Origin of the sequence: Dickeya ananatis (genome assembly GCF_019464615.1) — a bacterium.
GTDB lineage: Bacteria > Pseudomonadota > Gammaproteobacteria > Enterobacterales > Enterobacteriaceae > Dickeya > Dickeya oryzae.
In genome coordinates this window covers 4,439,325-4,465,776 of the sequence record NZ_CP040816.1, presented here as the reverse complement: position 1 = coordinate 4,465,776, position 26,452 = coordinate 4,439,325, and the positions used below count along the sequence as shown (strand labels likewise).

29 protein-coding genes are annotated in these 26,452 nt (G+C 55.3%); 17 read left to right on the top strand and 12 right to left on the bottom strand.

The window, feature by feature from the left end; genetic code table 11:
* Positions 1-14 precede the first annotated feature (14 nt).
* Complete coding sequence (locus FGI04_RS19935; RefSeq protein WP_342699042.1) at positions 15-446, bottom strand: rhodanese-like domain-containing protein; 432 nt, start codon at positions 444-446, stop codon at positions 15-17.
* Between the two features lie 237 nt (positions 447-683).
* On the opposite strand from FGI04_RS19935, the gene envC reads away from it, so the two are divergent.
* Both envC and FGI04_RS19925 read left to right on the top strand, forming a co-directional pair.
* Entirely contained in the window at positions 684-1,958 is a 1,275-nt protein-coding gene (envC, locus tag FGI04_RS19930; protein ID WP_407337142.1) for a murein hydrolase activator EnvC, read from the top strand.
* Positions 1,959-1,960: 2 nt separating this feature from the next.
* Positions 1,961-2,890, top strand: coding sequence for a divergent polysaccharide deacetylase family protein (locus FGI04_RS19925; RefSeq protein WP_407274216.1), 930 nt, complete (start codon positions 1,961-1,963; stop codon positions 2,888-2,890).
* 36 nt (positions 2,891-2,926) lie between these two features.
* Here the strand turns inward: FGI04_RS19925 and tdh are convergent, their stop codons facing one another.
* A complete protein-coding gene (tdh, locus tag FGI04_RS19920) occupies positions 2,927-3,955 on the bottom strand; it encodes an L-threonine 3-dehydrogenase, zinc-binding type (RefSeq protein WP_038902995.1) in 1,029 nt (342 codons plus the stop codon).
* A gap of 10 nt (positions 3,956-3,965) precedes the next feature.
* Complete coding sequence (locus FGI04_RS19915) at positions 3,966-5,162, bottom strand: glycine C-acetyltransferase (RefSeq protein ID WP_407322049.1); 1,197 nt, start codon at positions 5,160-5,162, stop codon at positions 3,966-3,968.
* Between the two features lie 278 nt (positions 5,163-5,440).
* Here FGI04_RS19915 and rfaD point away from each other — a divergent pair, with 278 nt between their 5' ends.
* The 5 genes from rfaD to FGI04_RS19890 are packed head-to-tail and all read left to right on the top strand — an operon-like array spanning position 5,441 to position 10,637.
* Entirely contained in the window at positions 5,441-6,373 is a 933-nt protein-coding gene (gene rfaD / locus FGI04_RS19910; RefSeq protein ID WP_038902993.1) for an ADP-glyceromanno-heptose 6-epimerase, read from the top strand.
* A 30-nt stretch (positions 6,374-6,403) separates the two neighbouring features.
* Positions 6,404-7,456 carry an ADP-heptose--LPS heptosyltransferase RfaF gene (rfaF, locus tag FGI04_RS19905; RefSeq protein WP_407274218.1) on the top strand — a complete coding sequence of 351 codons (1,053 nt, stop codon included), beginning with the start codon at positions 6,404-6,406 and terminating at the stop codon, positions 7,454-7,456.
* On the top strand, positions 7,453-8,424 hold the full coding sequence (rfaC, locus tag FGI04_RS19900) for a lipopolysaccharide heptosyltransferase RfaC (RefSeq protein ID WP_407274219.1): 972 nt from the start codon (positions 7,453-7,455) through the stop codon (positions 8,422-8,424). The genes rfaF and rfaC overlap by 4 nt, the downstream gene beginning before the upstream one ends.
* 12 nt (positions 8,425-8,436) lie before the next feature.
* Entirely contained in the window at positions 8,437-9,522 is a 1,086-nt protein-coding gene (rfaQ, locus tag FGI04_RS19895; RefSeq protein WP_038902988.1) for a putative lipopolysaccharide heptosyltransferase III, read from the top strand.
* Positions 9,519-10,637, top strand: a complete 1,119-nt coding sequence (locus tag FGI04_RS19890) for a glycosyltransferase family 4 protein (RefSeq protein WP_342699047.1) — start codon at positions 9,519-9,521, stop codon at positions 10,635-10,637. Before rfaQ ends, FGI04_RS19890 begins: the two co-directional genes overlap by 4 nt.
* A 50-nt stretch (positions 10,638-10,687) precedes the next feature.
* On the opposite strand, the gene FGI04_RS19885 is transcribed toward FGI04_RS19890, so the two are convergent.
* Genes FGI04_RS19885 through FGI04_RS19875 form a run of 3 tightly spaced genes read right to left on the bottom strand, consistent with a single transcriptional unit; the run spans position 10,688 to position 14,123 of the window.
* On the bottom strand, positions 10,688-11,896 hold the full coding sequence (locus FGI04_RS19885) for an O-antigen ligase family protein (protein ID WP_342699048.1): 1,209 nt from the start codon (positions 11,894-11,896) through the stop codon (positions 10,688-10,690).
* Positions 11,893-13,002: a glycosyltransferase family 9 protein gene (locus FGI04_RS19880; RefSeq protein ID WP_342699049.1), complete on the bottom strand. Its 1,110-nt coding sequence runs from the start codon at positions 13,000-13,002 to the stop codon at positions 11,893-11,895. Before FGI04_RS19880 ends, FGI04_RS19885 begins: the two co-directional genes overlap by 4 nt.
* Complete coding sequence (locus FGI04_RS19875) at positions 12,999-14,123, bottom strand: glycosyltransferase family 4 protein (RefSeq protein WP_407322054.1); 1,125 nt, start codon at positions 14,121-14,123, stop codon at positions 12,999-13,001. Before FGI04_RS19875 ends, FGI04_RS19880 begins: the two co-directional genes overlap by 4 nt.
* 544 nt (positions 14,124-14,667) lie before the next feature.
* On the opposite strand from FGI04_RS19875, the gene waaA reads away from it, so the two are divergent.
* Genes waaA through coaD form a run of 3 tightly spaced genes read left to right on the top strand, consistent with a single transcriptional unit; the run spans position 14,668 to position 17,205 of the window.
* Positions 14,668-15,945: a lipid IV(A) 3-deoxy-D-manno-octulosonic acid transferase gene (gene waaA, locus FGI04_RS19870; RefSeq protein ID WP_342699051.1), complete on the top strand. Its 1,278-nt coding sequence runs from the start codon at positions 14,668-14,670 to the stop codon at positions 15,943-15,945.
* Positions 15,945-16,736 (top strand): glycosyltransferase family 2 protein, encoded by a 792-nt coding sequence (locus tag FGI04_RS19865; RefSeq protein ID WP_342699052.1) that lies wholly within the window; start codon positions 15,945-15,947, stop codon positions 16,734-16,736. The genes waaA and FGI04_RS19865 overlap by 1 nt, the downstream gene beginning before the upstream one ends.
* Complete coding sequence (gene coaD, locus FGI04_RS19860) at positions 16,726-17,205, top strand: pantetheine-phosphate adenylyltransferase (protein ID WP_016943464.1); 480 nt, start codon at positions 16,726-16,728, stop codon at positions 17,203-17,205. The genes FGI04_RS19865 and coaD overlap by 11 nt, the downstream gene beginning before the upstream one ends.
* 58 nt (positions 17,206-17,263) lie before the next feature.
* Here the strand turns inward: coaD and mutM are convergent, their stop codons facing one another.
* The 4 genes from mutM to radC all read right to left on the bottom strand — a co-directional run bounded on the left by mutM (position 17,264) and on the right by radC (position 19,532).
* Positions 17,264-18,073 carry a bifunctional DNA-formamidopyrimidine glycosylase/DNA-(apurinic or apyrimidinic site) lyase gene (mutM, locus tag FGI04_RS19855; RefSeq protein WP_016943465.1) on the bottom strand — a complete coding sequence of 270 codons (810 nt, stop codon included), beginning with the start codon at positions 18,071-18,073 and terminating at the stop codon, positions 17,264-17,266.
* A 139-nt stretch (positions 18,074-18,212) separates the two neighbouring features.
* The gene (gene rpmG, locus FGI04_RS19850) at positions 18,213-18,380 is read right to left on the bottom strand and encodes a 50S ribosomal protein L33 (RefSeq protein WP_012763802.1); all 168 of its coding nucleotides are present in this window, start codon (positions 18,378-18,380) and stop codon (positions 18,213-18,215) included.
* An 11-nt stretch (positions 18,381-18,391) separates the two neighbouring features.
* Positions 18,392-18,628 (bottom strand): 50S ribosomal protein L28, encoded by a 237-nt coding sequence (rpmB, locus tag FGI04_RS19845; protein ID WP_012763801.1) that lies wholly within the window; start codon positions 18,626-18,628, stop codon positions 18,392-18,394.
* Positions 18,629-18,866: 238 nt separating this feature from the next.
* Positions 18,867-19,532 (bottom strand): RadC family protein, encoded by a 666-nt coding sequence (gene radC, locus FGI04_RS19840; RefSeq protein ID WP_023638639.1) that lies wholly within the window; start codon positions 19,530-19,532, stop codon positions 18,867-18,869.
* Positions 19,533-19,742: 210 nt separating this feature from the next.
* On the opposite strand from radC, the gene FGI04_RS19835 reads away from it, so the two are divergent.
* The 4 genes from FGI04_RS19835 to slmA all read left to right on the top strand — a co-directional run bounded on the left by FGI04_RS19835 (position 19,743) and on the right by slmA (position 22,770).
* On the top strand, positions 19,743-20,228 hold the full coding sequence (locus FGI04_RS19835; RefSeq protein WP_342699053.1) for a ferritin-like domain-containing protein: 486 nt from the start codon (positions 19,743-19,745) through the stop codon (positions 20,226-20,228).
* Positions 20,229-20,381: 153 nt separating this feature from the next.
* Entirely contained in the window at positions 20,382-21,638 is a 1,257-nt protein-coding gene (gene coaBC / locus FGI04_RS19830; protein WP_050570875.1) for a bifunctional phosphopantothenoylcysteine decarboxylase/phosphopantothenate--cysteine ligase CoaBC, read from the top strand.
* Complete coding sequence (gene dut, locus FGI04_RS19825) at positions 21,607-22,065, top strand: dUTP diphosphatase (protein ID WP_012882898.1); 459 nt, start codon at positions 21,607-21,609, stop codon at positions 22,063-22,065. Before coaBC ends, dut begins: the two co-directional genes overlap by 32 nt.
* 108 nt (positions 22,066-22,173) lie before the next feature.
* On the top strand, positions 22,174-22,770 hold the full coding sequence (gene slmA / locus FGI04_RS19820) for a nucleoid occlusion factor SlmA (protein ID WP_012882897.1): 597 nt from the start codon (positions 22,174-22,176) through the stop codon (positions 22,768-22,770).
* A gap of 48 nt (positions 22,771-22,818) precedes the next feature.
* Here slmA and pyrE read toward each other — a convergent pair whose 3' ends face one another.
* Positions 22,819-23,460 (bottom strand): orotate phosphoribosyltransferase, encoded by a 642-nt coding sequence (pyrE, locus tag FGI04_RS19815; protein ID WP_342699054.1) that lies wholly within the window; start codon positions 23,458-23,460, stop codon positions 22,819-22,821.
* A 98-nt stretch (positions 23,461-23,558) separates the two neighbouring features.
* Complete coding sequence (gene rph, locus FGI04_RS19810) at positions 23,559-24,275, bottom strand: ribonuclease PH (RefSeq protein ID WP_016943471.1); 717 nt, start codon at positions 24,273-24,275, stop codon at positions 23,559-23,561.
* Positions 24,276-24,453: 178 nt separating this feature from the next.
* On the opposite strand from rph, the gene FGI04_RS19805 reads away from it, so the two are divergent.
* The 3 genes from FGI04_RS19805 (at position 24,454) to dgcN (ending at position 26,452) form a co-directional block, all read left to right on the top strand.
* Positions 24,454-24,855, top strand: a complete 402-nt coding sequence (locus tag FGI04_RS19805) for a YidH family protein (protein ID WP_050570758.1) — start codon at positions 24,454-24,456, stop codon at positions 24,853-24,855.
* Positions 24,856-24,860: 5 nt separating this feature from the next.
* A complete protein-coding gene (locus FGI04_RS19800; RefSeq protein WP_342699055.1) occupies positions 24,861-25,193 on the top strand; it encodes a DUF202 domain-containing protein in 333 nt (110 codons plus the stop codon).
* Between the two features lie 251 nt (positions 25,194-25,444).
* A complete protein-coding gene (gene dgcN / locus FGI04_RS19795; protein WP_226100712.1) occupies positions 25,445-26,452 on the top strand; it encodes an N-acetyltransferase DgcN in 1,008 nt (335 codons plus the stop codon).

Genomic DNA, 26,452 nt, shown 5'->3' with positions numbered 1-26,452 from the left:
ACAGGGACGCCATATTACTTACCGCGCACCAGCGGGAGATTTTCACCGCTCCAGCCAGCCAGCCCGTCTTTCAGCACCATAACGCGCTCAAACCCTGCTTTTAACAGGTGTTCGGCTGACTCGCGCGCCGACATACCGTTAGCGCACACAACGATCACCGGCTGTGCTTTATGTTTTTCCAGCTCGCCCACGCTGCCGTTCTTGATGTCGTTCGGCAACAAGTTGATGGCGCCAGCGATATGGCCACGACGATAATCATCACGATTACGGGTGTCGACCACCACCGCATCTTCTTTATTAATCAGTTGGATCGCTTCACCACGAGCCACTTCTTTTACTTTGGACAGTTTACTCTTCACCGTAAGCACAATGACCGCGACCAGCAGGGCAATCCAGGCCAGGCTCAGAATCGGGTGTCGGCTGATGAATGGCATAATCTCTTGCATGGGGTGTAACGACTCCGAAATCAGTTAAGCAATTCAAATACAGGGTGTCTGAGTATACCTGTGCGATACTGCAATTACAGCCTGTAAGCCAACATCGCATCATGATTCTGCGCGGCGGCTTGCATTTATCTGCGTGATCCGGCGGTGCGGGTGCGTGCGCGGTTGTCATGGATGGAAATAGAAATCCCTGACCATACAACTGGTAAGGCGCTGTTCATCGTGGAATAATCTTTCGCCATGAGCAGAAAAGCGTTCTCTGTACCGTTGCGAACGGGTCGTGACAAACTGTTAATCCGGTGCGCCAGTGTGCTTTGTGTTGGCGTGCTGCTATTGCCATGCTCCGCCTGGAGCGACGACAGCCAACAGCAGTTGAAATCGCTGCAACAAGACATCGCCGAGAAAGAAAAAAGCGTTCGGGAGCAGCAGCAACGCCGCAGTACCCTGCTTGAGCAACTGAAAAAGCAGGAACAGTCAATCGCCCAGTCGACCCGCCAGTTACGTGAAACCCGCGCGACGCTTGAACGGCTAAATCAGGATATCAGCGGTCTGAACAGCTCAATCGCGACACTGCAAACCCGGCAGAAAAAACAGGAAACCCTGTTGGCGCAGCAACTTGATGCGGCCTTCCGTCAGGGCCAGCACGGTGCGTTGCAATTGATCCTCAGCGGTGAAGAAAGCCAGCGTCGTGAACGCATCCTCGCCTACTTTAACTACCTGAATAAAGCCCGCGAAAAATCCATCACCGAGCTTCAGCAAACCCGCACCCAGCTTGCTACTCAGAAACAGCAACTGGAACAAAAGCAAACGCAACAAAAACGTCTGCTCGGTGACCAACAGCAGCAGCAAAACGCACTAGAGCAGGCCCAGAGCGAACGCCACAAAACTCTGGGCGCGCTGGAGAACGCACTGGAAAAAGACCAGCAACAGCTGACGGAACTACGCCAGAACGAAACCCATCTGCGCGATCAGATTGCTCGTGCAGAACGCGAAGCCAAAGCCCGGGCCGAACGTGAAGCCCGTGAAGCCGCCCGGTTGCGTGAAAAAGAAGAACAGGCCAAACGCAGCGGATCCAGTTATAAACCCAGCGAACAGGAGCGCTCATTAATGGCGCGTACTGGTGGCCTGGGTCAGCCAGCCGGTCAATCTGTCTGGCCGGTACGTGGTCGCACGTTACATCGGTTTGGCGAGACGTTGCAGGGCGAGTTGCATTGGAAGGGGCTGGTCATCGGTGCCGCCGAAGGAACTGAAGTACACGCCATCGCCGACGGTACCGTGCTGATGGCCGACTGGCTACAGGGGTACGGTCAGGTTGTCGTGCTGGAGCACGGCAAAGGCGATATGAGTCTTTATGGCTATAACCAAAGCGCACTGGTGTCGGTGGGTGCACAGGTGAAAGCCGGTCAGCCGATAGCGTTAGTCGGCACCAGCGGCGGGCAGAATCAGCCTGCTCTCTATTTTGAAATTCGGCGTCAGGGACAGGCGGTCAACCCCTTACCCTGGCTAGGAAGGTAGGTGTGCGTCCATTACTCCCTCGTCTGTTGACTCTCACTGGCGTATTGCTGGCGCTGCCCGTGTGGGCAGGCAAACTGGCGTTGGTGATCGATGATTTCGGTTACCGTCCGCATAACGAAAACCAGGTGCTGGCGATGCCGACGGCGATTTCCGTGGCGGTGTTGCCAAATGCGCCATACGCCCGGGAAATGGCAACAAAAGCCCATGCTCAGGGCCGGGAAGTGTTAATTCACCTGCCGATGGCCCCCATGAGCAAACAGCCACTGGAACGGGACACGTTACGCCCTGACATGAGCAGTGAGGAAATCGCGCGCATTCTGCGTGATGCGGTCAACAAGGTGCCTTATGCTGTTGGGCTCAACAACCATATGGGTAGCGCCATGACCGCCAGCCTGCCCGGTATGCAAAAGGTGATGCAGGCGATGAGCGCCTACCATCTCTACTTTCTCGACAGTATGACCATCGGCAGCAGTCAGGCCAGTCAGGCAGCGGCAGGTACCGGTATCAAGGTGCTCAAACGTAAGGTGTTTCTGGATGATACCCAGAACGTCGCCGATATCCGACACCAGTTCAGTCGTGCCGTAGAGATAGCGCAACGCAGCGGTTACGCCATCGCCATCGGTCACCCGCATCCCACCACGATTCAGGTATTGCAGCAGATGCTGCCGACATTGCCTGCCGATATCGTACTGGTACGTCCCAGTCAGTTGCTAAACGAACCGGAGCCACGCTATGCGCCGGTACCGACGTACCTTGCATCACAGCCAACCGCCCCGGCCCCGAAACGCCTGCGCCCGATTCAGGTCTGCGCCGTCAAACGTCCTTTACCGGCTATTTCTCAGCATGAACTGTGGCGGCAACTTGGACACAATATTGTGACCAGCCCGGCCGTCAGCTATCTGAAGCAACACTGGCAGACCTGGCTGGGATAACAGGACGCGCCGTTCTCCCCCACGAGCGGCGCATGACTACGACTCCCAGCTCAATACCACTTTGCCGGACTGGCCGGAGCGCATCACATCAAAACCTTGCTGAAAGTCATCAATCGCGTAGCGGTGGGTAATCATGGGTGACAGGTCCAACCCTGACTGGATCAGGGCCGCCATTTTGTACCAGGTTTCGAACATCTCCCGGCCATAAATTCCCTTGATGACCAACCCTTTGAAAATAATATCGCTCCAGTCTACCGCGACCGCTTCCGGTTGGATCCCCAGCATGGCAATACGCCCGCCATGGTTCATTACCGATAACAAGGTGCGAAAAGCAGCGGGTGACCCAGACATCTCCAGCGCCACGTCAAACCCTTCGGTCATCCCCAGTTCCCGCATTACGTCCGTCAGCGACTCCCGCGATACATTCACCGTACGGGTCACCCCCATCTGTTTCGCCAGCGCCAGCCGGTAATCGTTAACATCAGTAATCACCACGTGGCGAGCACCGACATGGCGGCACACCGCCGCTGCCATCACCCCAATCGGCCCGGCACCGCTCACCAGTACATCCTCCCCCACCAAATCAAACGCCAGCGCGGTATGCACGGCATTACCGAACGGATCGAAAATAGCGGCTATCTCATCCGGGATCGCCGCCGGAAGACGAAAGGCGTTATACGCCGGGATCACCAGATACTCGGCGAATGCCCCTGGCCGGTTCACACCGACCCCCGACGTATTGCGACACAAATGGCGACGCCCGGCCCGGCAGTTACGGCAGTAACCGCAGGTAATATGCCCCTCTCCCGAGACCCGATCGCCAATCCTGAAACCTTCCACTTCCTGACCAATCGCGACGATTTCACCAACATACTCATGACCAACCACCATCGGCACCGGAATGGTTTTTTGCGACCACGCATCCCAGTTGTAAATATGCACGTCGGTGCCGCAAATCGCGGTTTTGCGAATTTTAATCATCACATCGTTGTGGCCCGGTTCCGGTACCGGAACATCCGTCAGCCAGATGCCCGGCTCCGGGCGTAGTTTCGCCAGTGCTTTCATCGTCGCGTCCTCACTTCACCACGTTCAGACGGCGTCCCACTCGGACAAACGCCGTCACGGCCTGTTCAATCTGCGCTATCGTGTGCGCCGCCGACATCTGGGTACGAATGCGCGCCTGCCCGTGCGGCACCACCGGATAGCAAAAGCCGGTGACGTAAATCCCTTCCTGCCGTAACTCGGCAGCAAAGGTCTGTGCCAGTCGGGCATCGCCCAGCATCACCGGAATAATGGCGTGATCCGCACCGGCGAGCGTAAAACCGGCTTCGGTCATTCTCTGGCGAAACAAGCTGGCGTTCTGCCACAATTGCCGACGTAGCGCCTGACCGTCACGCAGCAAGTCCAGCACGCGGATAGAAGCGCTGACAATCGACGGCGCTAACGAATTGGAAAACAGATAGGGCCGGGATCGCTGGCGCAGCCAGGCCACCACGTCACGCCGCGCGGCGGTATAACCACCGGACGCACCGCCCAGCGCCTTACCCAGCGTGCCAGTAATTATGTCGACGCGTCCCATCACCTGACAGTACTCATGGGTACCGCGCCCATTCTCACCGACAAACCCCACGGCATGAGAGTCATCCACCATCACCAGCGCGTCGTAGCGCTCGGCCAGATCGCAAATCCCTCGCAGATTGGCAATCACGCCATCCATCGAAAATACGCCGTCGGTAGCAACCATCAGATTGCGCGCCCCTTCTGCCCGCGCCAGTTTGAGTTGTGCCTCCAGTTGAGACATATCGTTGTTGGCATAGCGATAACGGCGTGCTTTCGACAGGCGAATACCATCGATAATCGACGCATGGTTGAGTGCATCAGACACAATCGCGTCCTCCTCGCCCATCAGGGTCTCAAACAGCCCGCCGTTAGCATCAAAGCAGGAGGAGTACAGTATGGCGTCCTCCATGCCGAGAAACGCGGCCAACTGCCGCTCCAGCGTCTGGTGAATATCCTGAGTGCCACAGATAAAACGCACCGAGGCCATACCAAAGCCGTGGCTATCCAACCCAGCCTTCGCCGCGTCTATCAACGCCGGATGGTTGGCGAGCCCCAAATAGTTGTTCGCGCAGAAATTAATCAGCTCGCCGTCATCCGCCACCGTCACCAGCGCTTGTTGCGCCGAGGTGATCAGCCGTTCGTCCTTAAACAGCCCATCGTCGCGTAGCGCCGCAAGCTGAGTGGTCAGTTGTTGATAAAATGCATCTGGCATGGCACGGCTCTCCTTTTTGTCCGTCACGGGCATTCCCACGGGTAACGGCAGGTTGAATGGGGCAACACTCATGAAGGTAAAGGTAGTGGAGAAACGCGGACCGGGTTGGCGGGTTGCCCACAAAATGCCACCGCGATCACGCCGGAAATGCAAAGCGGTTAGCAAGAAAACGGTGGGAAAAGCAGCGTGGGATGTCTGTCGTGCGCCGAAATGTTATGATAGCGCCCAACAGGTGTGGGGCACGGTGCCCCACCAGCACGTTTAGCAAGGTAACTCCCATGATTATCGTAACTGGCGGTGCCGGTTTCATCGGCAGCAACATCGTAAAAGCGCTGAATGATAACGGGCACCGGGATATCCTGGTGGTCGACAACCTGAAGGATGGCACCAAGTTCGTCAATCTGGTCGATCTGGACATCGCCGACTACATGGATAAAGAAGATTTCATTGCCAGTATCGTTGCCGGTGACGATTTGGGTGATATCGACGCCATCTTCCATGAAGGAGCCTGCTCATCCACCACCGAGTGGGACGGCAAGTACATGATGGATAACAACTATCAGTACTCCAAAGAAGTGCTGCACTACTGTCTGGAACGCGGTATCCCGTTCCTGTACGCCTCTTCTGCTGCCACCTACGGTGGTCGCACCGATAATTTTGTGGAAGACCGCCAGTACGAGCAACCGCTCAACGTCTACGGTTACTCCAAATTCCTGTTCGACCAGTATGTGCGTGATATTCTGCCGCAGGCTGATTCGCAGATTTGCGGCTTCCGCTACTTTAACGTCTACGGGCCACGCGAAAGCCACAAAGGCAGCATGGCAAGCGTCGCATTTCACCTGAACAACCAGATCAATCAGGGCGAAAACCCGAAATTGTTCGCTGGCAGTGAGAACTTCAAACGTGACTTTATCTATGTCGGTGACGTAGCCGCCGTCAATCTGTGGTTCTGGCAGCACAACGTTTCCGGCATTTTCAACTGCGGTACCGGCAACGCCGAATCCTTCCAGGCGGTAGCGGACGCCGTGTTGGCCTGGCACAACAAAGACCAGGTGGAATACATCCCCTTCCCGGAAAAACTGAAAGGTCGTTATCAGGCCTACACGCAAGCAGACCTGACCAACCTGCGCGCGGCGGGTTACGACAAACCGTTCAAAACGGTCGCTGAAGGGGTCGCCGACTATATGGCCTGGCTGAACCGTAAAGCCTGACTCACTTTGCCGTAAGGAAACACGAACGGTATGAAAATTCTGGTTATCGGTCCTTCGTGGGTGGGCGATATGATGATGTCGCACAGCCTTTACCGAACCCTGAAGGCCGAACACCCGGACGCTATCATTGACGTGATGGCACCGGCTTGGTGTCGTCCCTTGCTGGCACGTATGCCCGAAGTCCGTCAGGCATTGTCCATGCCGCTCGGCCACGGCATGCTGGCGCTCGGCGAGCGGCGGCAACTGGGTGTTTCACTGCGTGAGCAGCAATACGATCGCGCTTATGTGCTGCCCAACTCCTTCAAGTCAGCCCTGGTGCCTTTTTTTGCCGCTATCCCACACCGCACTGGCTGGCGTGGGGAAATGCGCTACGGTTTGCTTAACGACCTGCGGGTGCTGGACAAAGCGGCGTACCCCTTAATGGTGCAACGTTATGTCGCGCTGGCCTATGACCGCCAACGTATTCGCAGCGCGGCTGATTTACCACAGCCTCTATTGTGGCCCCAGCTTACGGTGGACGACGCGGAAATCGCCGATATCGCCGCCGCATTTAATCTTACCGATACACGGCCGATTATCGGTTTCTGCCCGGGTGCCGAGTTCGGCCCAGCCAAACGCTGGCCGCATTACCATTACGGTTCACTGGCACAATCGCTTATTGATCAGGGCTATCAGGTGGTGTTGTTCGGCTCGAAAAACGACCATCAGGCTGGGGACGATATCCGGCAAACCCTCAGTGATGACGCAAAGGAACACTGCCTTAATCTGGCCGGACAGACCACGTTAGATCAAGCCGTGGTGTTGATCGCCGCCTGTCAGGCGGTTGTCAGTAACGACTCGGGTCTGATGCATGTGGCGGCAGCACTTAACCGGCCGCTGGTCGCGCTCTACGGCCCCAGCAGCCCGGACTTTACCCCGCCGTTGTCTCATCAGGCTAATGTTATCCGGCTCATCACCGGTTATCACCGGGTACGCAAAGGCGATGCCGAACAAGGGTATCACCAGAGTCTCATCGATATTCAGCCGCAACAGGTATTGGATGCCCTGTCACGCTATCTGCCCGTTAAAGGGGAGCTCGCATGAGGGTCTTGATCGTCAAAACATCGTCGATGGGGGATGTGCTGCACACACTGCCTGCTCTGACCGATGCCATGCAGGTCATTCAAGGCATCCAGTTCGACTGGGTAGTCGAAGAAGGGTTTGCTCAAATCCCCAGTTGGCATCCGGCGGTTGATCGCGTCATTCCGGTGGCGATTCGCCGCTGGCGCAAAAGCTGGTTCAGCCGGGAAACCCGTACAGAGCGCAAGGCGTTTAAAACACAGCTACGAGAAAAACGCTACGATGCGGTTATCGATGCGCAGGGATTACTGAAAAGCGCCGTGCTGGTGACCCGTCTGGCTTACGGCAACAAGCACGGTCTGGACTGGAAAAGCGCCCGCGAGCCGCTGGCCAGTTGGTTTTATCAATATCGGCACCCGATCGCCAGACAGCAACATGCGGTAGAACGTATACGGGAGTTGTTTTCCGTCAGCCTGAACTACCGTAAGCCCACAGAACAAGGCGATTATGCGATTGCCGCACGCTTCTTATCGGCACAGCCTGCCGATAGCCAACCGTATCTGGTTTTTCTGCATGCCACGACGCGAGACGAAAAACACTGGCCGGAGGCGCACTGGCGCGAACTGATAGCACTCGCAGAAACACGTGGATTACACATTAAACTGCCCTGGGGGGCGGAACACGAACACCAGCGAGCACAGCGGCTGGCAGCGGGATTTTCCCACGTCGAGGTACTGCCGCGACTGAGCCTGGAGCAAGTCGCAGGCGTGCTGGCAGGTGCGAAAGCCGTTGTCTCGGTCGATACCGGGCTTAGCCATCTTGCCGCGGCGCTGGACCGGCCCAACATCACGCTCTATGGCCCGACCGATCCGGGGTTGATTGGTGGCTACGGCCGAAACCAGCATGTCTGCCGTCCGGCGAATAGCCGCAATCTGGCCGATCTCCAGTCGGTTGATGTGTGGCAACACTGTGCTTCTTTATTGACTGAATAAGGCGGTTTTACTGTGACCTCACCGCGCAAGGTTGAACTCCGGCGAATCCTGATTACCAAATTCCGCCATCATGGCGATGTTCTGCTGACATCACCGCTATTTTCCATTCTGCGCCAGCGCTACCCGGACGCCCAAATCGACGCACTGGTGTTTGCTGATACGGCGGAAATGCTGTCGTTACATCCGGCCATCGACCATCTTTATACCGTCGACAAGAAATGGAAAAAACTGGGGGCGTTCGGCCATCTGGCAAAAGAGTGGGCGTTGCTGAAAACGCTGCGGGCACAACGTTATGACATCATCATCCACCTGACCGAAAGTATGCGTGGTTTATGGATAGCCCGTTTCGCTGGTATTCCACTCGGTGTGACCTTCCGCAACAGCTCACGCGATAAACTGTCGTTTTGGAAAAAGACCTTCCAACACCGCGTACCGCGCATCTCACGCCGCCACACCGTCGAATCCCATCTGGATACACTGCGGGTACTGGGGATTCAGCCAGAGCTGGAAGAACGCCGGTTACAACTGGTTGCCGGTGATGAAGCCGACCAGGCGGTAGACCAGAAACTGCGGGCTCAGCAGTGGCAGGGACAACCGTTTATCGTGGTGCACCCGACATCCCGCTGGCTGTTCAAATGCTGGAAAAGTAGCGCGATGGCACAGGCCATCAATACCTTGAGTGAACGCGGGCACACCATCGTTCTCAGCGCCTCACCGGCGGAAAGTGAGATGGCGATGATTGCCGATATCAAGTCGCAACTGACCCACCCGGTACTGGATCTCGCCGGCCAGCTGACGCTCAAACAATTGTCGAGCCTCATCGGCAAAGCGCAACTGTTGTTGGGTGTAGACTCCGTACCGATGCATATCGCGTCTGCGATGCAAACCCCCGTGGTGGCGCTGTTTGGCCCCAGTGGCGAAACCGAATGGGCCCCCTGGATGACCATCAACCGGGTGATCGTGTCTGACCGCCACCCTTGCCGCCCTTGTGGTAAAGATGGGTGCGGTGGCAGCAAGGTGAGCGACTGTCTGCAACAGATCAGCGTCCAACAGGTGCTACTGGCGGTTGATTCTGCACTATTGGAGGCACAAGCATGAAACTGGCCATCGTACGGCAGAAATACCGTCCTGACGGTGGAGCTGAACGCTTCGTTTCCAGAGCGCTCGATGCGCTCAGCAATCATCGATCGCTGGATGTCAGCGTGATTACCCGTAGCTGGGAAGGTGCTGAGCAGGCCAACCGCAATGTCATCATCTGTAACCCACGTATTACCGGCCGGATTCAGCGTGAAAGGGCCTTTGCACAGGCAGCCCAACAACATTTCGCCGGGTTCGATCTGGTGCAGAGCCACGAACGGATCCCAGGCTGCCATATTTATCGTGCTGGCGATGGCGTCCATCAAGTCTGGCTGACACAGCGTTCACGGGTGCTTAACCCGTTGCAACGACGGCTGTTATGGTGGTCTGGTTTTCATCGTTACGTGATGGCGCAAGAGCAGGCGATGTATCAGCATCCCTCGCTCAAAGCCGTGATCTGCAACTCGCAGATGGTTGCGGATGAAATTCGCCACCATTTTGGTGTGCCTGCCGACAAAATTCATCTGATTTATAACGGGGTGAACACCAGCACGTTTACTCCCGACCTGCGCAGCACCTACCGGCAGACTCTGCGCCAACAACTGGGTGTGGCAAACGATGCGCCAGTCATGTTGTTTGTCGGCTCTGGCTTCGAGCGCAAAGGACTGGCGGGTGCTATCCATGCGATAAGCGATGTTCCCCAACATCCGCACCTGATTGTGGTGGGAAAAGACAAGCACAGTCGCCATTACCAGAAACTGGCACAACGGCTAGGCGTCGCCGGACAGGTTCATTTCGTCGGCATGCAGCCGGATACTCGCCCCTATTATGGCGCAGCGGACATGTTGCTGTTGCCCACACTGTATGACCCATTCCCCAACGTGGTGCTGGAAGCCATGGCCAGTGGGCTGGGTGTGATTACATCACAACAGTGTGGTGGAAAAGAGTTTATCCAGTCAGGCGTGAATGGGTTCGTCTGTGATTCGCTGGATTACGATGGGTTGCGTCAGTCGGTACGGCTGGCGTGTGAAACGGGATTTGATGGTTTCGGCAAGCAGGCAAGGTCGAAAGTAGAACGCTATGATCTGGGCTTTCTGAGCAACAACATGCTCAGTCTTTATGAACAGTTGATTTAGTAGCGGTATGACAGGCGCACCGGTGATGCGCCTGCCACGTGTGGTTAGTTTCAGACAAAACGCTGATTATCGTAACGATACTGGCTAAGCCATAACGCAAAACAGAACATGCTCAGGTTGGCGTGCTCATGGTGGAACGTGGTATTCACCAACCCCACCACCAGCGTCACCACCAATGCGGAACACGCGCTCCCCCATGACAACCAGGAAACCGGCGACGCATGTTTCTTCGGTATATAGCGCACCAGCGTCACCCCCATCGCACCAAACAGACCGAAGATCCAGAAAGCCCCCCAGATACCATTCTCTGTCAGTACGTTGATAAAGATGTTATGGGCGTGGGAAACATGTGTGAACAGCGGCTTATCCGGCCATTTGTTGATGTCGATTTTCTTGAAGTTTTCCTTCCCGACACCAAACAAAGGGTGCTGTTTGAAGACATCAAACGCTGAACTCCAGATAACATCGCGATAACTCAGGACGTTATCCGCCGCCTCATTTTGTTCCTGTTTCACCACCACGCGGGCGTTACTGAGAACGGCCACGGCAATTAGCCCGGCAATAAACACCGCAGGCAACAGCAGGAATTTTTTACTTCTTCTGGCAAACCCCACACCCAATATCAGCACCACGACCAGAACCGCACCGAACGTAGCGCGGCTCTCACCGAATGCCACATAAACCAGAGATAATGCCAGCATCACAATCCACATCAGCCGCTTACCCATACTCAGGGTTGACCAGTAGCTGAACAAAAATGCCAGCGCCGTCCCGCAAATAATGGCGTTGTAGATGGCGGCATGGTTGACGTGGCCGACCGAGTTGAGCGTCCAGTACTGCTCACTGCCGGTGTAAAAGTGCGCCCACGCCCCATAAATCAATCCCACAAACGTACCCATCACAGCCCAGAACACCAGACCGATTTTCTGTTTCTCGTTAAAGCTGGCGCGATAAATCACCCAGCCAAACAAACTGTAACGGGCAACATCAGTCAGCGAGCCGACATCGGTGTGATAGGCAGCAAAAGGCAGCCCCACCAGGAACGAAAGCATGTAGAGAGCAAAAAACAGATCCCACCCTGACCATGAGCGTGTTTGCTTTTTCATCACCGCCTGGACAATGACCCACAGCAACAACAACGCCATGGAAATATTCTTGGGCGCTTCAGCCAACGGGTTAACAAAGATAGCCAGTGCGCTGAGAAAATACAGGCCTTGATTATCGGTACGTCGGGTGCTAAACGATAACTGAGTTGTCATTCAATCTTTCTCAACAAATGGATAAAAGCCGTCTGAATTTCAGAAAGGGTAATGTGTTGCATGCACGCTGACTGTCCATTGCAGAACTGCTTGCAGCGCGTTTCATTCCTATTACACCGTTCAAGCCAGGGTAATTCGCGACCAAACAGGGTGTGTTGGTCACGACAGGAAATGGGGTGAAAACCGATGTTGATAATCGGGTTATTGCGCCAGAAATGGCCAGGGCCAAACGCAAGCGGGTTACCTGGGCCATAGAGTGTCATCGTCGGGGTATCGACCCATTTCGCCAGATGTGCCACACCGGTATCAGCACAGATAAGCGCTTTCGCCCCTGCCAGCAACGCCAGCAATTGCGACAACGATAACTCGCCGGCAAAACTACGATAACGCCGGGTTGGGTCAATCGAATCAACGATATGTCGCTCGTTACCTCCACCGCTCCATACCGGGGTATAGCCTTGTGTCGCCAGCCAGTCAGCCAGCGCCAGCCACTGTTCCGGTGACCAGAAACGCACCGGATTACTGGCCCCAACGTGCAACACAACAAACGGCGAAGCAGGTGGCGGGAAATCATATACGGGAGCGACCCAACGCTCGGGGGGAGGCAACTCGCCATCCGTCAGCGTCGCCACCGCATCACCCCACGCCATCGGTTCATCTGGATAGTCACGGTATTCATTGACGGGCCAGCTTTTAGCGTTATGCAGTGCGGGACGATGAGCAACTATCCAACGACTCCCCGCTGCCAGAGCCAGCCAGCTGTAGCGGTTATCACCTGGGATCAACGCCAGATCATAAGGCCCGCTGTTAACAATCGCAGCGACCGAGGCTGCCGACGCCGGTTGATATGGAATGGGCACCACGCCATAGGGGTTCAGGCGATAAACCTCGACAAACGCCGGTTTACACAACAGCACAATCTCTGCCTGTGGATAATGACGACGTAGTTTGGCCAGCAACGGCGTCAGCATCACCGTATCGCCCAGTAACAGATTATGGGCGATCAGGATACGTTTCACCGTCGACGGTGCCCGCCGCCAGGGCTTTTTCAACAACGCCAACAAGGCACGCGGAAAAATCCGCAACCGGGCAGAGAATTTACTCATGGACGTGCCGAGCGCAAACTATTGCGAAAAATCGTCGTCATTTTGTCGAGCATAATGTCTGCGCCGAATTGCTCGGATGCGCGCTTGAGCGCCGCTTCGCTAAACCGGGCACGCAATACATCGTCGCCCATCAGTTGCCGCAGTTTTTGCTCCAGCAGTGCGGCGTTTTTCGGCTCGATCAGGTACCCGGTCTGCTCATTCACCACCGCTTCGTCAATCGCACCAACGTTGGTCGAAACCACCGGCAAACCACACGCCATCGCCTGCATGATACTCTGCGGTACACCTTCATTACCGTAAGAAGGCAGCACAAACAGATCCATGCTGTTCAGGCAATCCGGTACATCGTCACGGTTGCCCAGGAAAATAACGTTGTCAGCCAACCCCATCGCCGTGACCTGCTGTTCCAGAGCCTGACGCTGCGGCCCATCGCCCACCATCAGCAATTGCCAGTCGGGGAAATCCTTCGTCAACGTCTGCCAGGCTTCCAGCAGATAGGTGTGCCCTTTCCAGGAACGCATGGTCGCCAGAATCCCCAGCGTCGGCCTGTCCGGCACATCAATGGTCTGACGGGCAGTCTGCCGGGCAGATTGACGATAAAAATTCAGGTCGATACCGGTCGGTACCGACGTCATATGCGACAGCGGGTAACGGTTATCCCGGTGCAGTTGCTGACGCAACCGCTCACCGGTGGTGGCGATATGGCGGGTAGCCGTCATATACAACCAGCGGGTGGTCAGCGAGCGGTTGATATCGGTAGAAACATGGCGGGTACGCACCATCGGCGGCACCCGTTTTCCCAGTATCACGCCTGCAACCGCCACCAGCCAGGCATCGGTGGAACTGTGGGTATTGATAATATCAAACGCGCCACCATGCTGACGCAACCAGCCCACCAGCGCCGTCAACGACGACAGCCGTTTTTTCTCAATCGGTAACCCGACAACCGCAATGCCGCGCGCTTGCGCTTCGCGATAAATAGTCGAGTGAGGGCAACACAGGATGGTGACCTTGTGGCCACGCTTCATCATTCCCTGAGATTCCGTAAGAATACGAATTTCCTGCCCGCCCCAGCCACAAGAGGACTCGGTATGTAATATATTTAAAGATGTGTCTAACATCTTTTATACCTATATCAGATAAGACTTAAATCATAAACCGCCTATAATACATGAAGGTTAGCGAAGAATCCTGTACAAAATGCGTTCTTTATACCGTACAGAGAGGATTTATTTAAGATCGAAACCACAAAACGGAATGTCGCCAGGCTGTTCAACTTCCTGCCATTTTTCGGTAACAGCGCTTCGTCTAGCTATGCTAAAAACACACACATGGAAATAAATCATCACAATAAAAACATTATTCCCCACGCTGAAAAATCAGCGCAAAAATACATTAAACAGCAGAATAAAAAAAAGAAATAATATTTATTTATTCCGCTTTTATATTCTATTTTTTACCGTATTTATTCTGCGTTAATTTCCACACCTGATGAATAATCTTTTTATCATCAAGCATTAACCCAACACGTAACGATACAATTTCCAACACCAATTTCTGATTTTCTGGTACAGAGGAGTACACCGGCCGTACCCGGTTAAAATGATAGATTTAGCCGCTATAAATATATAGAATTCGCTATCGCCGACTCTAATACCGATGATTATGTTACAAACGCTGTACACCTTTTTGTTTTACATGATCCAGCCGCTTATCTGGCTGCGTCTATGGCTCCGGGGTCGCAAAATCCCCGCTTACCGCAAACGCTGGGGGGAACGCTACGGCTTCTACCAGAGCCAGGTAAAACCCGAAGGCATACTGTTGCACTCCGTTTCTGTCGGAGAAACGTTAGCAGCAGTACCGTTGGTCCGCGCCTTACGCCATCGCTACCCGTCATTACCGATTACCGTCACCACCATGACGCCGACAGGTTCCGAGCGTGCGTTATCCGCATTCGGCAAAGATGTTTACCACGTTTACTTGCCTTACGATCTGCCCGGTGCGATGTCGCGTTTTCTTGATCATGTCAAACCGCGTCTGGTCATCATCATGGAAACCGAGCTATGGCCAAACCTGATAACGGCGCTGCACCAGCGCGAGATCCCGCTTATCATCGCCAACGCCCGCCTGTCCGAACGCTCCGCTAACGGTTATCGCAAACTCGGCCGCTTTATGCGTACTCTGCTGCGCCGTATTACCCTCATCGCGGTACAAAATGAGGAAGATGGTGAGCGCTTTATCAATCTGGGACTGAAACGCTCACAGCTCAATGTGACCGGCAGCCTGAAATTCGATATCTCTGTCACGCCGGAACTGGCCGCCCGCGCCGTCACGTTGCGTCGTCAGTGGGCACCCCAGCGCCCGGTGTGGATTGCCGCCAGTACTCACGAAGGCGAAGAAAAGATTATCGTCGATGCCCACACCGAATTGCTGAAAGCGTTTCCCACGCTATTGCTGATCCTGGTGCCGCGCCATCCTGACCGCTTTGACGATGCCAAAGCCATCGTCCGTAAGGCCGGGATGGAATATACCCTGCGTAGCGCCGGCACGGTTCCGCCCGCCTCATCACACGTGGTGATTGGCGATACCATGGGCGAATTGATGCTGCTGTACGGCATCGCTGATCTAGCGTTTGTCGGCGGCAGCCTGATTGAACGGGGCGGACATAACCCGCTGGAACCTGCCGCACACGCCATACCCGTGTTGATGGGGCCACATACGTTCAACTTCAAGGATATCTGCGCCCGCTTACAGCAATCCGATGGGTTGATCACCGTGCGGGATACCGCTTCACTGGTGGAACAGGTCACCACGTTGCTGTCGGATGACGACTATCGCCGTTACCACGGTCATCACGCGGTGGACGTACTACATAAAAATCAGGGCGCTCTGCAAAGCCTGTTGACCCTGCTGGAGCCCTATCTGCCGCCACGGAGCCAGTAATGAGCCGAAAACGTCTTTCCGTCGTTCTTATCAGCCATAACGCAGCGGAACTGCTGCCTGACTGTCTGGCGTCGGTGACCTGGGCTGATGAAATTATTGTGCTGGATTCCGGCAGCAGTGACGACACGCTGGATATCGCCCGTCACCATGGCGCGCAGGTCTATCAGAACACCGACTGGCCTGGCTTTGGCAAGCAGCGCCAGCTGGCGCAGCAGTATGCCAGCGGCGATTATATCTTCATGATTGATACCGACGAGCGGGTCACACCAGCGCTACGGCACGCTATCGAAGCGGTGCTCGAATCCCCGGAGAGCGATGTCGTCTACCGTTGTGCCCGTCGAAACCTGTTTCTGGGGCGTTTCATGCGTCACAGCGGCTGGTATCCCGATGAGGTCATTCGTCTCTACCCCAAGCGTTACCACTACAACAATAATGCCGTGCATGAATCCCTTGATCATGGCACAGCCCGGGTGGTCTCTCTGGACGGGGATCTGAAACACCTGACCTGCCGCGACTTGTTCAGCTTTCAGAAAAAACAGCTCGCTTACGCACAGAGCTGGGCTAACGAGCGTTTCCTTCAGGGCAAGCGCTGCGGTTTCACCGCGATCGTATTGCACACCCTTGGCGCTTTCATCAAAACCTGGCTATTGCGCGCCGGCTTCCTCGACGGAAAACAAGGGTGGCTACTGGCGATCGTGAATGCGCAGTACACGTTTAACAAATATACTGGACTATGGGCTTTAAATAACCGGCGGGAGACTCGCCAGGAGCACCTGCACCATGAAGACTAGAGCTATCTACCCCGGTACATTTGACCCGATGACCAACGGCCATCTGGATCTACTGACGCGTGCGACCAGCATGTTTGATCACCTGATTCTGGCAATTGCCGCCAGTCCCAGCAAAAACACGCTGTTTACACTGGAAGAACGCGTCGCGCTGGCAAAAGAAGCCACGCAACATCTGCCGAATGTCGAAGTCGAGGGGTTTACCGACCTGATGGCCACATTCGCCCGGCAGCGGAAAGCGACCATTCTGGTGAGGGGGCTGCGCGCCGTTTCTGATTTTGAATACGAGCTGCAATTAGCCAAAATGAACCACCACCTGATGCCTACCCTGGAAAGCGTATTCCTGATGCCATCAGAGCAGTGGTCTTTCATTTCATCATCGCTGGTTAAAGAAGTCGCGCGTCATGGCGGCGATGTATCCCACTTTTTACCGCCCCCTATCGCTGCCGCTCTGCAGGAAAAATTAGCCTAAAGGGATAATACATCCTGGCTGCAGAAAGCCGCCGACATCAGCTGTTAGAAGTCGGCTCCTAACGCTGGCACCGCTTGCAAAAGAAGGTGCTGCGTTGTCCCTGCTTGATACTGTCGATCAGTGTGCCGCAGTGATGACAAGGCTTGCCATGGCGGCCATAGACCTGCAACTCCTGCGCGAAGTAACCCGGTTTCCCATCAGACTGCAGGAAATCACGCAGCGTGGTCCCGCCCTGTTCAATGGAGCGCTGCAATACCTGCTTGATGGACTGCACCAACTGATGCGCTTCTTGCTGCGACAGGGAACCGGCAGGCCGCTCCGGCAGAATACCGGCATTAAACAGCGACTCACTGGCATAGATGTTGCCAACCCCCACCACCAGTTTGTTATCCATAATCCACAGCTTGATTGGCGTTTTACGGCCATGGCAGCGGCTAAACAGATAATCACCTGAAAAGTCATCGCTCAATGGTTCCGGCCCCAAATGCGCCAGCACGGAACTGTTTGCCAGATCATCACACCATAACCAGGCACCGAAACGGCGTGGATCGGTATAACGCAGCACTTTGCCGCTATCCATAACTAAATCGACATGGTCATGCTTATCCGGTTCACTGTATTCGGGCAGCACGCGTAGACTACCGGACATGCCCAAATGGATGATAATCCACCCCGTCGGTAACTCAAGCAGCAGATATTTGGCACGGCGCTGCACACTCAACACCGGCGTATCACTCAGCGACAGAATTTCAGGAGAGACCGGCCAGCGCAGACGTGCGTTGCGCACCTCAGCATACAAAATGGTACGGCCGACCAGCCAGGGCGAAATGCCCCGACGACTGGTTTCCACCTCGGGTAATTCAGGCATGCGTCCTCCTGCGAAATGACTGACGGAAAATGGCGTACACTATAAGAAATGACGGATGGAAGTAAGATGCTACTTCAGACCTGTTTTGCTCAAGCGAAAAAAAACCCGGCCGAAGCCGGGTTTTTTAGATCCACTAAAATTACTTGATTTTAGCTTCTTTGTAGACAACGTGCTGACGCACAACTGGATCGAATTTTTTCAGTTCCAGTTTTTCCGGCATCGTACGTTTGTTCTTCGTAGTGGTATAGTAGTGACCAGTACCAGCAGAAGAAACCAGCTTGATCTTCTCGCGAACACCTTTAGCCATGATTCAGTTCCTTAATACTTTTCACCACGGGCACGCAGATCGGCCAGAACCGCTTCGATACCCTTTTTGTCGATAACACGCATACCTTTAGCAGATACGCGCAGCGTTACAAAACGCTTCTCACCTTCAACCCAAAAACGATGGGAATGCAGGTTTGGCAGAAAACGGCGTTTAGTCGCATTCATTGCGTGGGAACGGTTATTACCGGTCACCGGACGCTTGCCAGTAACTTGGCAGACTCGGGACATGTCTATTCTCCAAAAATCAAATCAGCTCGAGCTTCGTAGAGGGTGTTGGCCGCCTCGTCAGGCTCTAGAGCCCATCTCAGCAACTTCACTGAAAAGACTCTGTCATCAGGGTAAACCTGCTGAGATAGGCTCTTAACGCCACACCCAAGATTCTCAAAGGTGGCGTAGTATACGCTCTGAAGCGTATGCGCTCAAGTCCCGAACAACTAAAGATCCCCCAGGATCGCGGAAATATCTCTTAAAGCCACCCACGCTCGGCAAAAGAAACGTACTCGCCACGCCCGATTACCAGGTGATCAAGCACCCGAATCTCCATTAACTGGCAGGCTTGTACGATTTTTTCGGTAATGGAACGATCGGCCTGACTGGGCTCCGCCTGCCCAGAGGGGTGATTGTGCGCCAGAATCAGCGCGGCAGCATTGACTTTGAGCGCTTCGCGCACGATTTCACGCGGATGCACTTCCACACGGCTTATCGTGCCCGCGAACATCTCCTGATGACAAATCACCCGATGCTGATTATCCAGAAACATGACCAAAAAAACTTCCCGCTCCTGATGAGCCAGCAGCAATTGCAGATATTGCTGCGTGACATCAGGATTCAGCATGGCATCCTCCCGCGCCAAATGTGAGGAAAACAACCGACGAGCCAGTTCTGCCACCGCCTGCAATTGGGCATATTTGGAAATGCCGACCCCTCGCACCGCATTAAACGCGGCCCAGTCAGCCGTCATCAACCGATACAACGAACCAAACTGCGCTAACAGATTCTGCGCCAGTTCCATCACATGTATCCCTTCTACTCCCGTGCGCAAAAAAATCGCCAGCAGTTCAGCATCACTGAGCGCCTCTACGCCAAGGGACATCAATTTCTCTCGTGGTGCGCCCCCATCATTCCATGTCATAGCCACTCCTTTTCAGAATGGCCCCATCATCCCACGTGAGAAATCGGCGCTCGATAACCGTATTGCACCAGTGCGGTAACGCTCGCAATGATTTCTGCAAGCAGAAGAAAACCTCATAAACCAGATACCGCTCACGCTATTGCGTCACACGGCAGTGATAAAAGTGACTGACGCATCATCGTGACACCTCACACAGGAGTATCTTTTTTGATGAAGAGCCAATTGCTTAGCAAAGCCTGTCTATTACTCGTCACCTTATCCATCACCCCGCTTTATGCGCAGCAGCCGTTGGATAACGCGGCTAAAAACGCACTCCAGACGGCGCTGTACCATGAATATCACACCGAAGCGCTCTATGCCGCGGCCATCGAGAAGTTTGGTCAGGTTGCCCCTTTTAATAACATCATGCGGGCTGAGCAGAATCACGCCCATGCGTTAGCGCAGCTGATGCAAAATCATGGTATGTCCGTGCCGCCCAACACATTATCCGGCAGTACAGAAATGAAGAACACGCTGCCAGCGACGTTGAAGGAGGCCTGCAAAATGGGGGTTGATGCTGAAATCGCTAATCAGGCGCTATATGACAAAACACTACTGCCTGCCGTCAGTTCTCATCAGGACATCACGTTAGTTTTCCATCGGCTGCGCGATGCTTCCCAACAGAATCACCTGCCCGCGTTTAAACAGTGCCAATAATGCCTGTTCGTCTATGCCACGCCCCTCTTTGTGAGCGTGGCGGTAAAATCGCATCACGAAAACCGTGCCGCCGGGCACACCATCATCACCACGATGGATTGCCAACATTATGATAAAATGCTGGCTCTTTTGGGCTGAAAAACGGATATAACGATGACAGATTCTTCCAGTCTGCACGGGCTTTCCGGCGCATCGCTTGCAGGAAAACATATCGTACTGGGTATCAGCGGCGGCATCGCTGCCTACAAAGGCCCGGAGCTGGTGCGGCGTCTGCGCGAGAGGGGCGCGGAGGTGCGAGTGGTGATGACACCCGCCGCTGGCGCGTTTATCACGCCACTGACGCTGCAGGCAGTCTCCGGCCATCCGGTGTCGGACGATCTGCTGGATCCCGCTGCCGAGGCGGCGATGGGCCACATTGAGCTGGGAAAATGGGCAGACCTGGTGATTCTGGCACCGGCATCGGCGGATTTGATCGCCCGGCTGGCGGCGGGTATGGCGAATGATCTGCTCAGCACCGTCTGTCTGGCGACCGCCGCGCCCATCGCCATCGCGCCCGCCATGAATCAGCAGATGTTCCGCGCTGCAGCAACACAGCACAATCTGGGTGTGCTGGCAGCACGCGGCATGCTGATCTGGGGTCCGGATAGCGGTAGCCAGGCGTGCGGTGATGTCGGCCCGGGCCGCATGATTGACCCGCTAACCATTGTGGCATACGCCGACGCGCACTTTTCCCGTGTCAATGATCTGCAACACCTGAATGTTATGGTAACGGCAGGGCCGACGCGCGAAGCACTGGACCCGGTACGGTTCATCAGCAATCACAGCTCAGGGAAGATGGGTTTTGCCATCGCCGCCGCCGCCGCCGCACGTGGGGCGCAGGTCACGCTGATAGCCGGCCCGGTCAATTTACCGACACCGGACCATGTCACCCGTGTCGATGTTATTAGTGCTCAGGACATGCATCAGGCAGTGATGTCGCGCGCCGCTCAGCAGCACATCGTTATCGGGTGCGCCGCCGTGGCGGATTACCGGGCACACACCGTCGCTGACGAAAAGATCAAAAAGCAGGGTGATGAAATCAGTGTCACTCTGGTCAAAAATCCGGATATTATCGCGGATGTGGCGGCAATGAGCGAAAACAGGCCTTACGTCATCGGGTTTGCTGCCGAAACCAGTAATGTGGAAGAATACGCGCGCCAGAAGCTGGCCCGCAAACAGCTGGATCTGATTTGCGCGAATGATGTATCCCTTTCCGATCAAGGATTTAACTCGGAAAATAATGCATTACACCTTTTCTGGCCGGGCGGGGACAAACGCCTGCCGCACAGCAGCAAACACCTGTTGGGCCAACAGTTAATTGACGAGATTGTCAGCCGTTATGATGAAAAAAATCGACGTAAAAATTCTTGATGCGCGTATCGGGCAACAGTTCCCGTTGCCGACCTATGCGACCCCAGGCTCTGCCGGGTTGGATTTACGCGCCTGTCTGGACAGCGCTATCGTGTTGGCCGCAGGCGAAACCACACTGGTACCGACCGGTTTGGCTATCCATATCGCCGACCCGTCATTGGCGGCGGTTATCCTGCCTCGCTCCGGCCTCGGTCACAAACACGGTGTGGTGCTGGGTAATCTGGTGGGGCTTATCGATTCCGACTATCAGGGGCAGTTGATGGTGTCGGTATGGAACCGTGGCAGTCAGTCTTTCACCATTGAACCCGGCGAGCGCATCGCCCAGATGGTGTTCGTACCGGTAGTGCAGGCCGAATTCAATCTGGTTAACGATTTCGTCGATAGCGAGCGGGGAGAAGGTGGTTTCGGCCATTCCGGTCGCCACTGATACGCGTTATCCCTGCCTCCCAGGAAAATTATAAAGCCACAGCGTTGATGCGACTGTGGCGCTATCTGGTGTTTGTCCGTCACATTTTTATCAAGGGTCTTTTCTGACATGGCAGAGAAAGAAAATACGAAAAGGAATCGTCGCGAGGAAATTCTGCAGGCACTGGCGCAGATGCTGGAATCCAGCGATGGCAGTCAACGCATCACCACCGCTAAGCTGGCCGCCACCGTTGGCGTTTCAGAGGCCGCACTTTATCGGCATTTTCCCAGCAAGACACGGATGTTTGACAGCCTGATCGAATTTATTGAAGACAGCCTGACCACCCGTATCAACCTGATCCTGCAGGATGAAAAAGACACCTTTAATCGGCTACGGCTCATTTTGTTGCTGATCCTCGGCTTTGCCGAGAAAAACCCCGGTCTGACGCGCATTCTCACCGGTCATGCGCTGATGTTCGAACAGGACCGGTTGCAGGGCCGCATCAACCAACTGTTTGACCGCATTGAATCTCAATTGCGTCAGGTACTGCGCGAACACAAACTACGCGGCGGTGAAGCGTTTCGCCATGACGAAACGTTGCTGGCAAGCCAGTTACTGGCGTTCTGCGAAGGGATGCTCTCCCGCTTTACCCGCTCCGAGTTCCGTACCCTGCCCACGCAGGATTTCGAAACCCGCTGGCCCTTGCTGGCCGCCCAGCTTCAGTAAACGCACCGCGTGGCACATCGCCACGCCGCTTATTTCATACCCGCCCGGTTATACGCCGAATTGCGCACGGTAAGCATTCACCGCGTCCAGATGCACAGCCATTTCCGGTTTTTCCGCCAGCCAGCTAATCAGGTCGCCCAGCGTGATGATGGACGTCACGTTACACTGATAGTCGCGCTCCACTTCCTGAATCGCGGACAGTTCACCACGACCACGCTCCTGCCGGTCGAGCGCAATCAGCACTCCTGCCAGCGTTGCCCCTTGGGCGGCGATGATATCCATCGATTCGCGGATAGCCGTACCAGCGGTAATCACATCGTCCACCAGCATGATGCGGCCTTTCAGCGGGCTACCGACCAGATTGCCGCCTTCGCCATGATCCTTGGCTTCTTTACGGTTAAAGCAGTAGGGCACATCACGGTCATGGTGTTCCGCCAGCGCCACCGCCGTCGTGGTAGCAATCGGAATCCCTTTGTAAGCCGGGCCAAACAGCACGTCAAACTCCACATTGGCATCCACCAGCGCCTCGGCGTAAAAGCGCCCCAGCAACGCCAGGTCACGCCCGGTATTGAATAACCCGGCATTAAAGAAATAGGGGCTGATGCGCCCGGATTTCAGGGTAAATTCGCCGAACTTCAGAACCTGCTTGCTCAGTGCGAATTCGATAAACTGACGCTGATAGGCTTTCATGACTCCCTCTCCTGTAACGACGGTGGGGCTCCCACCGTCCACTGCATAGCATAAAAATGGATGGCATAAAAAAGCGACCACCTGGGTCGCTTTAACAATCAATCGGCCAATGCGGCCTTCTGCGCTCTGACAATATCTTCGATGCCCTGACGCGCCAGCGCCAGTAACGACAACAATTCGTCGTGGCTGAACGGCTCACCTTCCGCGGTGCCCTGCACTTCTATCATGCGGCCATCTTCGGTCATCACGACGTTCATATCGGTTTCTGCGGCGGAATCTTCCACGTATTCCAGGTCGCACACCGCTTCGCCGTTAACAATCCCGACCGATACCGCCGCCACCATGCCTTTCAACGGACTGGCTTTCAGCTTGCCGCTGGCCACCATACCGTTTAGCGCATCCGCCAGCGCCACGCAGGCACCGGTGATAGAGGCCGTACGGGTGCCGCCATCAGCCTGCAACACATCGCAATCCAGCGTAATGGTGAATTCACCCAATTTGTTCAGGTCTACGGCGGCACGCAGCGAGCGGGCGATCAGACGCTGAATTTCCAGCGTGCGGCCACCTTGTTTGCCTTTTGCCGCTTCACGGGCGTTACGGCTATGGGTGGCTCGCGGCAGCATACCGTATTCAGCGGTAATCCAGCCTTGTCCCTGACCTTTCAGGAAACGCGGAACCCCTTCTTCTACCGTGGCATTGCACAGCACTTTGGTATCGCCAAACTCCACCAGTACCGATCCTTCAGCATGTTTGGTGTAATGACGGGTTAATGTGAGAGGGCGAATTTGCTGGGCACTTCGGCCTGTTGGGCGCATGGCTCGTCTCCGGGCAGGTTCATTAAACTGGCGCGCATTATACGGTCTTCCCCCTGCCCTGCCTACCGTCAGTCACGATTAAAATTTCATCAATTTTTCCGGCATCCTCCGTACCATCGGCTGGAGAGCCACCAGTCAGCCATGTAGAATACCGGCATTATTTATCCGCAGGCTGCTGATGTTCATGAGTGACTCCGTCTCTTCACCACCTTCACCCACGCCGTCAGGCAAGAAAATTCCCTGGCAGCAACAGGGAACAACGCCGGATTATCGCTTTTCGCTGGCTAACGAGCGCACCTTTCTGGCCTGGATTCGTACCGCGCTGGCGTTTCTGGCCGGTGCCATCGCCATTGACCAGTTCGCCCCCACGCTGGGGTCACCCACCATCCGGGCCGGTATTTCAGCATTTCTGGCGCTGGCAGCGGCGCTACTGGCGTGGATGGCTTACCAACGCTGGGCCGATAACGAGCGGGCGATGCGTGCCGGGCAAGCGCTGCCGTATACCCGTCTGCTCGTCGCCGTCGCCAGCGTCGTGAGCCTGACGTCAGTTGCACTGGCGCTGATTATCCTGCTGATGTAACCGCCATGACCGCACCTGCCGACACCCCGTCGCGCGACCCAGGCCTGCAACCGGAGCGCACGCGGCTTGCCTGGTCGCGTACCGCCTTTGTGCTGCTGATCAACAGCCTTTTACTGCTCAAAGCCGGTTCGATCACCACCCAGCCGCTGATGCTGGCCACCGGGTTGTTCCTGCTGGTGATGGCGTTGGTCACGTATATCTGGTCGCGTCTGCGATTGCGCGCTCTGCAGCGCTATGGTCACCCTTGTACCCGGCAATCCATGCGAATGATGCAATCGCTGATGCTGATGGTGGTGGTCACGGCATTGAGCCTGTTGGTGGGGTTTACGACCGGCTAGACACAATCCCTCAACGAGTTTCCCGTCAATACAAAAGATTTTGATCTGCCTGTATTGTCATAACCCGCCGGTATACCTTGCGGGTATTTGAAAGAAAAAATCATTAAATAACAAATAACTAATTAAAAACAACTCCATAACATCAGGTTATACCCTACCCATAAACAAGCATTCGTCAGAAAAAAAGCATCGTGGAATAGTCTTAGACATCTTCTCTCATGTCATCACTATGCAACCACGGATAAGACATCATGCTGATTCCACAACCTTACCTGCTTTTTCTTGGCGATGTGACCGACCCGCTGGCGGTGAAAACGGCACGCGGTATTCACACCTGGCGCCCCGAACAGTGTGTAGGCCAGTTACGCCTGCCGGGCAGCACGGTGTCGCTGGGGCTCGATGATCTGGATATCCCCACCGCGGTGGCACGTGGCGCTAAAACGCTGGTACTGGGTACCGCCAACGCCGGTGGCTTTCTGCCGCCACACTGGCTGGACACCGTGCGTGCCGCCATCGAAGCCGGTATGAACATTGCCAATGGTCTGCACCAACGGCTGATTGATGTCCCCGGTTTACAAGCGCTGGCAGAGCAGCATCAGGTAGCGCTGTTCGATATTCGTCACATGCGCCCGGAATTAACTGTCGGCAGTGGTAAGAAACGCAGCGGTAAACGCGTACTGACCGTCGGTACCGACTGCTCGGTTGGCAAAATGTACACCTCGCTGGCGCTGGAAGCCGCCATGCGTGCGCAGGGGATGAAGGCGGATTTCCGTGCCACCGGTCAAACCGGGGTGCTGGTAGCGGGCGACGGCATCGCCATTGACGCCGTGATCGCCGATTTTATCGCCGGTGCGGCAGAAGCGTTGTCTCCCGCCAATGATGATGACCACTGGGATATCGTTGAAGGCCAGGGGTCGCTGTTTCATCCGTCCTACGCTGGGGTCACCACCGGTCTTATCCACGGTGCTCAGCCACACTGGCTGGTGATGTGCCATGAAATGGGTCGCCCGCACATGCGCCACCTGCCGCATCAACCGATGGTGGAACTGGATGAGTGTGTGGATGCCTGCCTGCGCGCTGCTCGTGTGACCAACCCGGAGGTGCAGTTGGCTGGTTTCGCCATCAACACCTCCAACTATGGCGAACAGGAAGCGCGTGAGTACTGCCGTGGCCTGAGCGAACGCTTCGGTGTTCCTGCCACCGACCCGATCCGATTCGGTATTGATGACATTGCGACGCTGCTGAAAACCCAGGGATAA

Bases quoted from the DNA above. Each gene is read 5' to 3' on its own strand.
- waaA (WP_342699051.1), top strand. From the start codon at position 14,668: ATGTTACAAACGCTGTACACCTTTTTGTTTTACATGATCCAGCCGCTT.
- dut (WP_012882898.1), top strand. From the start codon at position 21,607: ATGATGAAAAAAATCGACGTAAAAATTCTTGATGCGCGTATCGGGCAA.
- FGI04_RS19865 (WP_342699052.1), top strand. From the start codon at position 15,945: ATGAGCCGAAAACGTCTTTCCGTCGTTCTTATCAGCCATAACGCAGCG.
- mutM (WP_016943465.1), bottom strand. From the start codon at position 18,073: ATGCCTGAATTACCCGAGGTGGAAACCAGTCGTCGGGGCATTTCGCCC.
- FGI04_RS19880 (WP_342699049.1), bottom strand. From the start codon at position 13,002: ATGAGTAAATTCTCTGCCCGGTTGCGGATTTTTCCGCGTGCCTTGTTG.
- rfaC (WP_407274219.1), top strand. From the start codon at position 7,453: ATGAGGGTCTTGATCGTCAAAACATCGTCGATGGGGGATGTGCTGCAC.
- slmA (WP_012882897.1), top strand. From the start codon at position 22,174: ATGGCAGAGAAAGAAAATACGAAAAGGAATCGTCGCGAGGAAATTCTG.
- rfaF (WP_407274218.1), top strand. From the start codon at position 6,404: ATGAAAATTCTGGTTATCGGTCCTTCGTGGGTGGGCGATATGATGATG.
- FGI04_RS19805 (WP_050570758.1), top strand. From the start codon at position 24,454: ATGTTCATGAGTGACTCCGTCTCTTCACCACCTTCACCCACGCCGTCA.
- envC (WP_407337142.1), top strand. From the start codon at position 684: ATGAGCAGAAAAGCGTTCTCTGTACCGTTGCGAACGGGTCGTGACAAA.
- FGI04_RS19885 (WP_342699048.1), bottom strand. From the start codon at position 11,896: ATGACAACTCAGTTATCGTTTAGCACCCGACGTACCGATAATCAAGGC.
- dgcN (WP_226100712.1), top strand. From the start codon at position 25,445: ATGCTGATTCCACAACCTTACCTGCTTTTTCTTGGCGATGTGACCGAC.
- FGI04_RS19915 (WP_407322049.1), bottom strand. From the start codon at position 5,162: ATGCCAGATGCATTTTATCAACAACTGACCACTCAGCTTGCGGCGCTA.
- pyrE (WP_342699054.1), bottom strand. From the start codon at position 23,460: ATGAAAGCCTATCAGCGTCAGTTTATCGAATTCGCACTGAGCAAGCAG.
- FGI04_RS19890 (WP_342699047.1), top strand. From the start codon at position 9,519: ATGAAACTGGCCATCGTACGGCAGAAATACCGTCCTGACGGTGGAGCT.
- FGI04_RS19935 (WP_342699042.1), bottom strand. From the start codon at position 446: ATGCAAGAGATTATGCCATTCATCAGCCGACACCCGATTCTGAGCCTG.
- FGI04_RS19875 (WP_407322054.1), bottom strand. From the start codon at position 14,123: ATGTTAGACACATCTTTAAATATATTACATACCGAGTCCTCTTGTGGC.
- FGI04_RS19800 (WP_342699055.1), top strand. From the start codon at position 24,861: ATGACCGCACCTGCCGACACCCCGTCGCGCGACCCAGGCCTGCAACCG.
- radC (WP_023638639.1), bottom strand. From the start codon at position 19,532: ATGACATGGAATGATGGGGGCGCACCACGAGAGAAATTGATGTCCCTT.
- coaD (WP_016943464.1), top strand. From the start codon at position 16,726: ATGAAGACTAGAGCTATCTACCCCGGTACATTTGACCCGATGACCAAC.
- FGI04_RS19835 (WP_342699053.1), top strand. From the start codon at position 19,743: ATGAAGAGCCAATTGCTTAGCAAAGCCTGTCTATTACTCGTCACCTTA.
- rfaD (WP_038902993.1), top strand. From the start codon at position 5,441: ATGATTATCGTAACTGGCGGTGCCGGTTTCATCGGCAGCAACATCGTA.
- rpmB (WP_012763801.1), bottom strand. From the start codon at position 18,628: ATGTCCCGAGTCTGCCAAGTTACTGGCAAGCGTCCGGTGACCGGTAAT.
- rpmG (WP_012763802.1), bottom strand. From the start codon at position 18,380: ATGGCTAAAGGTGTTCGCGAGAAGATCAAGCTGGTTTCTTCTGCTGGT.
- coaBC (WP_050570875.1), top strand. From the start codon at position 20,382: ATGACAGATTCTTCCAGTCTGCACGGGCTTTCCGGCGCATCGCTTGCA.
- rph (WP_016943471.1), bottom strand. From the start codon at position 24,275: ATGCGCCCAACAGGCCGAAGTGCCCAGCAAATTCGCCCTCTCACATTA.
- tdh (WP_038902995.1), bottom strand. From the start codon at position 3,955: ATGAAAGCACTGGCGAAACTACGCCCGGAGCCGGGCATCTGGCTGACG.